This window comes from Endozoicomonas atrinae, assembly GCF_001647025.1.
Classification (GTDB): Bacteria; Pseudomonadota; Gammaproteobacteria; order Pseudomonadales; family Endozoicomonadaceae; genus Endozoicomonas; species Endozoicomonas atrinae.
Genome location: NZ_LUKQ02000197.1, coordinates 1 through 10,136 on the forward strand (window position 1 = coordinate 1; position 10,136 = coordinate 10,136).

At 48.2% G+C, this 10,136-nt stretch carries 3 protein-coding genes; 1 reads left to right on the plus strand and 2 read right to left on the minus strand.

Features of this window, described 5'->3' with window-relative positions:
- Positions 1–71: 71 nt before the first annotated feature.
- A complete protein-coding gene (locus AK963_RS20855; RefSeq protein WP_175404587.1) occupies positions 72–7,235 on the plus strand; it encodes a hypothetical protein in 7,164 nt (2,387 codons plus the stop codon).
- A gap of 187 nt (positions 7,236–7,422) precedes the next feature.
- Here the strand turns inward: AK963_RS20855 and AK963_RS20860 are convergent, their stop codons facing one another.
- Positions 7,423–8,073, minus strand: a complete 651-nt coding sequence (locus AK963_RS20860) for a hypothetical protein (protein ID WP_066017356.1) — start codon at positions 8,071–8,073, stop codon at positions 7,423–7,425.
- A gap of 679 nt (positions 8,074–8,752) precedes the next feature.
- Positions 8,753–9,868, minus strand: coding sequence for an aminotransferase-like domain-containing protein (locus tag AK963_RS20865; protein ID WP_066017357.1), 1,116 nt, complete (start codon positions 9,866–9,868; stop codon positions 8,753–8,755).
- Between the last annotated feature and the right edge of the window lie 268 nt (positions 9,869–10,136).

Consider the following 10,136-nt stretch of genomic DNA (forward strand, 5'->3'; position numbering starts at 1 on the left):
GAAAATCAACATCATTAAAACCTTCGGGTAGCTGTGGTCGACGAGACATCTGTTCTAGATAATGCATGGTAATGATGCCTAAGCATAGTTGGCGGCAGCTTAAGGATTTAGAAAATGCGATTGGTATAAAGAGCGCTGATCAGCCAGACGCAGAAGGCCCAAATACGCTTAAGTCCGATGAAAGGAACGTCACGCACCTTAATGGCCAGAAGGTCCACAGCGTTCAGAGCGGCCAGGTGGAAAAAACCACCAAGGAAGCGCCTCAGGAAACGCAAAGTAAACTGCTTGAGCAGGCAGATGAACTGCTTAAGCAACGTAGTGAACATAAGGCCGTCAGCGCTTCCCTACATGGGCTTAACGATGCAGTAAAGGCTTTAAAAGCAGAGGGCAATAGCCCGCAGGAAGTTCTAGAGATTCTTAAAAACACAGAGTTCCCACCAGCTCTGAAGGTCAAAATAACACTTAAAGACGGAACAAAATTCAGCCTGATCCCTCCCGGGGATGAGCTGTCTAAGCGTGACAACCTGGACGGATTAATGAAGAAAGCCGTGACTATTCTTCAAAATCACCATGAAAAACACTTCAAATCCTTCGATGAGCCAGCTGTACAAAAGCAAATTGACACGCTAAAAAACTCCGTTACGGAGCTTGATCAGCAGATCGGAGAAGGGGCTGGTGGTGTTAAGGAGTTCACAAGGCTTGAGAACAGACAATGTCTGCTCAACATCAATGTTCGACACGAAATTAAAGACAGTACCGTCACATTTAAGCACGTTGACGGTAGCCCAACGGCTCAACATCAAACAGCGGCAAGCCCTCAATCCGGACAAACAGATACAACCGACCAGCCTTCTCAAGCACATACTAAACCGGAGCTGGACAATAACAGGCCTGCAACACCTACCCCAGCAGCACAAGACTCCATAGACCCAGCTCGAGCTGATAAGGATGCCACCATTCCCCCCCCCGGTACTGAAGATGGTTCAGATCCCCTGGACGGTCTCGATGTGGAAGTGACCGTGATTCCTGACATATTTGGGCAAGACTCTTCACTTTCACTGATTCCAAAAATAGTACAGGACTCTACTGAAAAACCAGACCCTACAACTGGGACAGATCAGCAACCTGAAAATACCCGAGAAACCGATGATACTGGGCAAACTGCCGATACCGGGCCTGCCGGTGATACTGGACAAACTGCCGATATTGAGCCGACGAGTGATAACGGGCCAGCCGGTGACACTGGACAAACTGCCGATACTGAGCCGACGAGTGATAACGGGCCAGCCGGTGACACTGGACAAACTGCCGATACTGAGCCGACGAGTGATAACGGGCCAGCCGGTGACACTGGACAAACTGCCGATACTGAGCCGACGAGTGATAACGGGCCAGCCGGTGACACTGGACAAACCGGTGAGACCGGGCAAACTGTCGATACCGGACCAACCGTTGAAACCGGGCAAACTGGCAATACCGGACCAACCGGTGAGACCGGGCAAACTGTCGATACCGGACCAAGCGGTGACACTCAGGTAACGACGGGGCAGCCTGCCCCACCCAAAACAGCATCAGACACAACTAAGGCTGGTACTGCGGATTCAGATACCAGTGCATTAAACAAGAAACTGGCAGAGACTAATGTCCAAAGTCTTAAGGTAGACACATCAGGGGGGAACATACCCAGCACTAACAGGGCATTCAAGACCTCGGTTAACAGCATTGTCAGTGAAGTAAATCAGTTTAATCGAGACATAGCCCGATTAGAAAAAGAGGTCAGTGCTCCAAGTATCAACGGTGATAAAGAACCCAACGGGGCTGGCGTACGGCAGCAAATGCGAGGAAGAATAAATTCACTGAGAACTGAACTGGATAAGACCATTCAGAAGTTTGCAACAAGAAATAAAGGAGATACTGAGGGGCTTGCTGCACTTGAAAAACAGGTTAATAAATTAAAAAATGATCTTGCAGTTCAAGAACAGCAGATGGCTGCAGCGGATCAAGCCCTTTCCAGTGATGGTGTTAAAACACAGGTCAATAATATCCCCAAATTTGACGCGACCATTGACACGCCTGATGACTATCTAAGTGACGTATTGACCCATCTTGGCGATAGCTTCCAGCCTGGTAATAGCAGTGAAGTGGCCAATTATGTAGCCGGTCAAACCATCAAAACGGCAACTGAAGAACTGGTCAGCCAATGCGGGGAAGATATTAAAGGGAAAACGCACGACGAACAGCAACAGTTGTACATGGACTACTCCCGAAAGCTGAGCCGTCTTAAGCCGGGCAACCTGCATTCCAGAATACATCAGGGGAAATTGAACAACAGAGGCAAACAGTTTGCGTCAGCCGCAGTAAAAGATGCAGGTGAACAACTGGAAGCTCTATTTAATCAGGGTCGAACCAGCTCAGGTCATCTCGACAGCATTACCGATCCAACCCAGCGGGATCAGGCAGTGAGGATGATTGATGACGACCGGATCCGGCCCATGCTGCTGTCGCTGATCAGTAGCGTTAAGACGACGAATGAAGGTATTACCAACAGCGCCGTGGAGGGCGGTGTTGATTCTGCATTACAAACCGGGCTTCTGGATATCCGGGATCGATTCAACCTTCCCAAAATGCCAGATATGACGGCCGTCCTCAACGCCTGTTTAGATGACCTCGAAAAGCCCAATTCAAAGCTGGCAGTCGAGTCTGCCCGTCAACACAGAGATACGTTGACAGCGAAAGGAGACAAAACCCGACATCAAAAGCTGACTGAACAGTGCATGGACTTGCAGAACAAGCTGCCCGAATCATCAGCACCGAATATACCGCCCAACTCATTGGAAATGATGGAGGCCTTTCAAAAACCGGGAGGTTTACTGGATGCCGGTGCATTGGAAAACAAACAGTCCAAAAGAGAAGGCTCATTTCAAACCAGACAGATCAGCGGTGGCAACACCCCTCTGAATAAGTTCTTCGGCGATGTTTCTGGCGCCAGCCACCGTAAAACCGATGGAGGGGCAGAAAGCATTGCCATCGACGGTGGTAAACCTGCCGGTATTACCTTGGAGAAAAACGGTGCCGGCGAATGGCATGGTATGCTGGGTAACAAGCATTATACGGTTCAGCCCCGCCTGCTTTACCAGCACCCTGAGATCAATATTCCATTTGAAGGTAACTGGCTTCCGGTCAAGGCAGATGATGGTAAGACTGGTATTCTGGTGCTGCAGAATACTGCCAGCGAAAGTCGATATTTCCTGTATGAGCCAGGAGGAGATGGCAAACTCAAGCCAAAACCGATTGATACTGACAGCACCAGCACCGATGAAATCATCGAGGCAGAATTCTTCCTCCGGGCCACAGCAGAAAACCCGAACGATTCAACCCTTCCAGCTATTAGCGGTGAGAGTAGAGAAGCAGCCCTGGATAAAGCCGACATATTAAATGGTGGCATTCGCTCGATTTCAAATAAATGGGGGGGAGACAGGGAAAAGCTGGCTTCACTTCACCAACAGGTCAGTCAGGAAGTTAAGGGGCAACAGAACCTTAAAGCACTGATCAGCACAGAAAATAAAAGTACTGATTTAAACCGCCGCATTGTCAGTAAGAGTCAATACAGCCTGCAACAGGAAGCAAAACAAGCCAGACAGGCAACAGGCAGCACTCTTCAGGATGCCAGCCTTAACCCCGACCTTCAACGCTATGAAACACTCTCTGTTGATGCCACCTTTGAGAAGGCAGGCAATAGCTACGCCGAGCAAAGCCCTAAGCAGGCTGGCAGTGATGCCCTGGTCGAGCTGGGTAAGAAGAGTATGCAGGCATTTAAAGACAGCGCCTTTCAACAGATCTCTGCATTTCAGGGCTGTGAAATCGATCCGAATGCCAACGCCGGATCCGAGGGTTCCATTCAGGAAGTTGAAAAGAACGTTGAAAAAGTGGTGAAAGTGAACCGGGACCGCCAGCTGCGTTTAAGCCAGGGCGTAGACTCGTTAACCCAGAAACTGGGAGCAGCCATCAGAAACAGCAGTGAGAACCCTAAAGGGCTGGAGACCTTCCGGAACGACGAGCTGGTTGATTTCGCCATCAATAACTTCAAAAAAGGTCACTTACCGGCTGGTGTCGATACCGCCAGTTTCAGCGATGATCTGGTTCAACTGATGCTGGTGAAAAACGAACGGGATTTTTCGGTTGGCCTGGGTCGTAGTCTGGATGGTCTGAGCAACAAACTGTCGGGCTTGAAAAGTGCACATGAAGAAAGTCTGGTGATGGATGATGATGAGTTCACCACCGCCAGCCAGCAGTGGAACCTCGACATGGCCCTGCTGGCCAGTTCACAAATTGAGGCCAATGCACGGATTCAACATTATTATTCCGAAGGACTGACCGAACAAAACCGGGTAATGATGACTCTCGAGCAGGGAGGGTTGATGTTACGAGGCAATCAACCCGACATGGCAAAAGAGGTGTTTGACCTGATTGAGAAAATCCATCAGGGCGGAGACAGTGCCGAGGGACAGAGCCTGATTTTCCAGCTCGGAACCGGCTATGGTAAAAGTAAAACCGTCATTCCTCTTGCCGCCGACCAGGCCTTCCAGAAGGGACTGCGTGCCCGTGTTATTGCGCCCGCCAACAACCAGGCTGAGCTGGATCACTCCCTGCACCATTACTTTGCCGACCAGGGAGTTGATTACCACCGGCTGGATATCTTCAAAGACTATGTCGAGCCCGCACAGGGATCAGCCTGGTGGAGCACCGATAACCTGAAGGAAATCCTAGACACTGTCAGTCAAAAGGAACCACTGGGTGTCTCAACCGAGGATGTTCAGGTCTTAATGACGCTGAAGGACAAACTGAAAGCAACCGGAGAATCAAAGGAGGAAGTCGCCCTACTCGAAAAAATTGTCGATACATTGCAGTACGACGGTGTAAACATATTTGATGAGTATGACCGTGGCGTTATGCCAGGCCGTCAGGAAGAACTTAACGGGTTAACCTCATCCATGAACCAGGCTCTGGCTCCCCTGAACATGAACAGCCCGATAGGTTCGGATGAAGTGGCTCAGGTACAGTCGGCCTTTCTCAGTGGCAGCAAGAATAAAGTCTGCCTGTCAGCCACCATGGGCAGCGGCTTTACCATGGCAGTACTCACAGACTCCACTTCGGTTAATGAAGCTGCTGATAAGTTCAAATCTGACCCAATGACCACCAATGCCCGGTTCTTTAACTGGCTGACCAAAACGACGCCCATCGTTGCCAACGATACAGCAAGTGCTGAGGGTAGAGTCAGTATTTTAAACAGTGCTATGGCGCAATCCGGTAAGGATAAACAGATCATTCTATTTGATGGTAACGACGCCGGTGAATCGGAAGTTTCCAGGTTTGAGAACGTTAAAAATGACCATCAAAACCTACAAAACGCACGGGGCGGTGAGTCTCGAGGGCTCTTGTACTATAACGCGAACAAAGAGCTCTGTTTATACGACCCGCAACAGGAAAAATTTCAGGAAATGGGAGCCAGAGTATCGCCGGAGATGGAAGGCATTATTCGTAAAAACCCCAACCTCTACGACGTCCGCCTGGACTCAACCCAGGGGGTCGGAACAGACTGCCCACAAAGCCCCGACAGTATCGGTATTCATATGGGGATGCTCGAAGATTCCAATCGACGCAGCAGCCTGATGGTTCAGGAGTTTGGCCGTTTCTCTCGTAAGTCCACGAACTTCCGGCAACAGAACTTCTACATGGTGGTTAATCCATCGGCAGTATCAAAATCAGACAGTGCTGGAACTGCCGATCTGGTTGAGGCGTTTCAGAACGCTCACCAGTCAACGGAAACGGCCAGAGATGCACTGCTTCAGACTCTTGGAGGTCAACCAACCGCTCAGCAGCAACGGGTGATCAAGTCGATATTGCACGTTTCGCCCCCAAGTGGTCAGGAGCCACCGGATGCCAACCTGGAAAGTGACCTGGATGCATTTCTTGATTCATGGGAATGCAAAGATTTTCCAGAATCATCAAAAGCTGCACTGAGAAACTTTAAAGCGGCTCAGTGGAATGAACAGGGCAGCTTCCTTGAGATGATGACCGGCGTTATGGCTCAGCGGGAAAACTCTGAGTTTGTCAGGCAGTGTGAAGATAACCTGGAAAAAGGAGTAATGCGCAGTGAAGCCGATGCCCTTTCATCCCAGGCTCATACCTGGCTGGGTAAAGGGGCTGATAAGGTTATGGAAGGCATCGACCTTCACACAGCGCATTCGTCAGTGCCTAGATACACTGCTCCGGATTACGATCCTGATGTCTTTGTCAGTGAATTAAAACAAGTGCTATCCACTGCCATCCATGAAAAGTTAGCGACGGTAGAGCGACAAAGTGCGCTGCCAGGCAGCTCACTGGAAGAAGTGGCCAAAAACAATTACACGGACCAGGCCATTAAAGACCATATTCGGGATATAAGCGAGAATGGTATTACTTCTGTATCTGCCCAGACGAGCGGTGGAGTTCCCCCCAAACTTTTAGCCCACTGTCAGGAATTAAAGGGTCAGGCAGATAGTATCTTCGAGAAAATCAGCGTGCTCTGTAATGATGGTAAACCATTAGGCAAAAGTTCTACTGGTACCAGAAGCCAGCTGGAAGTTACTACAGGCTGGAAAAAAATGACTGAACTCAAGACATCATTGGATCAACAATTTGAAAAACTTCAAGCTGGAGATAGCGCTGCTGCCATGAAGTTTTTCGAAGGCAATCAAAATACGATGCAGGGGTTTTATCAAGGGCTATCAAAAAATATCTCAACATTAACGTTTAGCGAACACTCTAAAAATACTGATCTGTTCAGACTGATGTGTGATGAGCTGAAGCACGTAATGCCTGAGTTGAAAGACTTCAAAACAGCTGATAGGAGAGCATTAATCCGCGGAAATGGTACCGGCTTCAGTTTAGTAAGTACTAAAAGGGGCACAAATATCCCACAGAAGCGCACGCTTGACCTGAAACAACCCAGTAACGCAGTAAGGCAGGAATTACAGGAAGTTGCCAATGCAGGAAAGTCAGAGAATGCCAGGAAAATGGTTAAAACAGCATTACAGAACCTGAATGGCGAATTACAACCCTACCTGAATCAAATTGAAAATGAACTGCTGGCAGCAAATCAGAAGCACAGAACTCAATTGATAGACCGTGCCGAAAGAGCCGAGGCCAATATTGAAGCCAGGAAAAATATCCGGTTCACTGCTGCTGCCGCTTAACTCAACATGGAATAGCCACAGGGAAAATTGTCACAGGTCCAACAACAAACCATGGGGCTGTTTTTTCCACTTGTTTCAGTGCGAAGCAAAGTACAGCGATGCCCTGGACCAATGATCACTAGTATTTGGTTCATTAATCCTACTTAAGTACCAAATTTATCCCTTTTACCGCAGCCAAAGGCAACAACTAAATTAATATTTCGTCTTCGGCTAGTACAAAATACCCCAATATCTCATCGGCCAGAACATCAACAGAAGGGGCCGGTGTATTGTAAATGGGTACTTTAAAGTGAGTTGTATCGCCTTTATTATCACCCATTACCTGTACACTGATAACAAGCTTAATGGATATTGGGTTAAAATCCTCCCCACTACTGGCGCCCAAATATGCCAGCCAGATATCTCTGACCTTCAGAGAATGAGGTTCCAGAAGGCCATTAAGTCTATCCAGCCCTCGGAATAATCCATCACCTACCAAGCAGCCCGACACAAAGTCAGCCATGTGTGTTAATGATACCCGAGCATGATTAATGCCCAGCAAACTGACTGGTAACCAAATAACAGGCTCTGGAATCCGGTACTTTTTAAAAGCAGAAAGATTATTTTCATAGAATAATTTCAGTTCCCTGACACGAGAAAGGTATGTTACAAATTCCTCCGTGTCCTCAGGATCCATAAAATCCAAGAGCTTGGGATCTATAAAATTAAACATGACTTTGTTCAGTTCTTCGAGCAGTTGCTCTCTTTCAACACAAGCTCTATCCCTGTCATCTTTTTGGTCACATAGTTCTATGTATTCTTTGAAGCCATCACCAATGCTTTCTATATTTTCGGGCATCCAAAGGAAGGACTCATTCCGCTAAAACAGGCAGTCTGAGACGATAGAGTGTTGGCAACGACAGGTTCTCTTGTAAAAGTGATTTTTGCTGGCTGACTCTGAATACCGGCAGGATTCCCCATTCTCACACCCCTGACTTGATAAAAAAGTTTTTCCATCTGATCATGAATAAAAGTAAAAGTTTCCTTACTTGCGTTTGTTTACAACACTTTATACTTATTTTACCGACAAAAATCAGGGAAATCGCAGGCAGACAGTTGATGATTCATTAAAATACAAAGTAAATCCTCGCCCTGTCCTACTCCTTTTTTTCATGTCAATTCCCACACGGAACTCTGGCACTCTCTTCATCAAAGTGGTAAATCTATCCATGGTATAAAGATAAATAGAACCAATATCGAAAGGTGTCTTATGAAAGTACGCTATGGATTGGTCGTATTCATGGTCATTCTTGGTACGGCTGTGGACTATATCACCTGGTTTGGTGTGTAAGCCTGGAATGGCTTTCTGCTGGGCTACACCCTCCCTATTACATTGCCAAGCTTCGCGGGAGCAAGCTGAATCCTTTCATGCGAATTCACGAGTTATAGCCTCCACAAAGTCTTTCTGATGGCAGGGCTCTCACTTCAGTACCGCTTGTTTTAACATACGCAGTACTGATCACTCATCAACTAGCATGTCATCGAGACTCCTGATCCAGAGCCCGGACCAAACGATCACAGCCTCGCTCCAGATCACACACGCCATACCTGGCAAAACACAAGCGAATTGACGTGGCAAGTTGCGGGCTGCTGCCAAACAAAGTCCCACCGAGAAAGGCAACCCCGGCTTTCTTAGCCGCTGCAAGGCCATCTATCGCCTTACCTCCATCAGTACGAGATGCCCAGAGAAAATACCCACCCTGAGGTTTGTTAACCTGCAACCGGTCAGCCAACCGGGTTTCGATACAATGATGCAGACAGTCTCTTCGAACCTGAAGAGTTTGCCTTAACTGGAACAGGTGCTCGCTGAGCTGACCACCGGAAATAATCGGCTCAACCAGCGCAGAGGTAACTGGTGCCAACCCTCCACCACTGTTGAGTAACGGGGAATCGATCAACCGCAGCCTCAGTGCTCCGCCACCCTGAATCCAGCCAAGACGCAGACCCGGAGCCAGAATTTTGGAAAACGAACCGATGGACAGCACTGGAGCTTCTGGGTCATAACAAGCCAATGGCGGTGCCGGTCGCTGTTCGAAGTACAGGCATTGATAGACATCATCAGTAATCAGCGGACACTGATATCGTTTGACCAGCTCGACCAGTGCCTGCCGGCGAAGACTGGACTGACTGATACCGGTGGGGTTTTGAAAAGTTGGAATGGTATAAATAAGGGCCGGATTATGCTGGACAATGGCCTCTTCCAGGGCACCGGGTTGAACACCCTCTTGATCCATCGGGATGGCAACCACATTTAACCCCTGATCAGCAAAGCGTTTCAGAGCAATAAAGTACGTCGGTTCCTCTACTAGCAAGGTATCACCGGGCCTAGCGAACTGGTTACAGATCATATCCAGCCCATTACTGGAACCGCATGTCACCATCAGCTGATCAGCCAATACCGTCTGACCATACTCCACTGACAGCCAGCTGGCCAGGGTCTCTCGAAACCCCTCATCACCGGCCGCATCACCGTAACCAAGGTGTGAGGCATTTACTGACACTGAATGGAATAGCCCGGCAGGTAACAACTCCGGACCAGGCTGACCGATACCTAAATTGATAAGATCATCGACTTTGTTCACTGGTGTGCTCATCAGCAAAGCTTGGATCTAATAATCACTGTTTGCAAGCCGGTTTTGGAGGTAGGACAAGACCTGCAGAGGGCACTTTCAATCAGATAATATAAAATTGAGGTATTTTCGATTAATGGCTAATTATTTATGTCTATTCACAAACAATAGTCCGGACAGTTTTCCGAAATAGGCAACCATGAGAGGAATCAACCAGAGTAGAGAATCCTAATAATCTATCTGTTGATACCTCCTCTCATGGAAATCATAGTTAAGTCTGCTCTGGACAGTA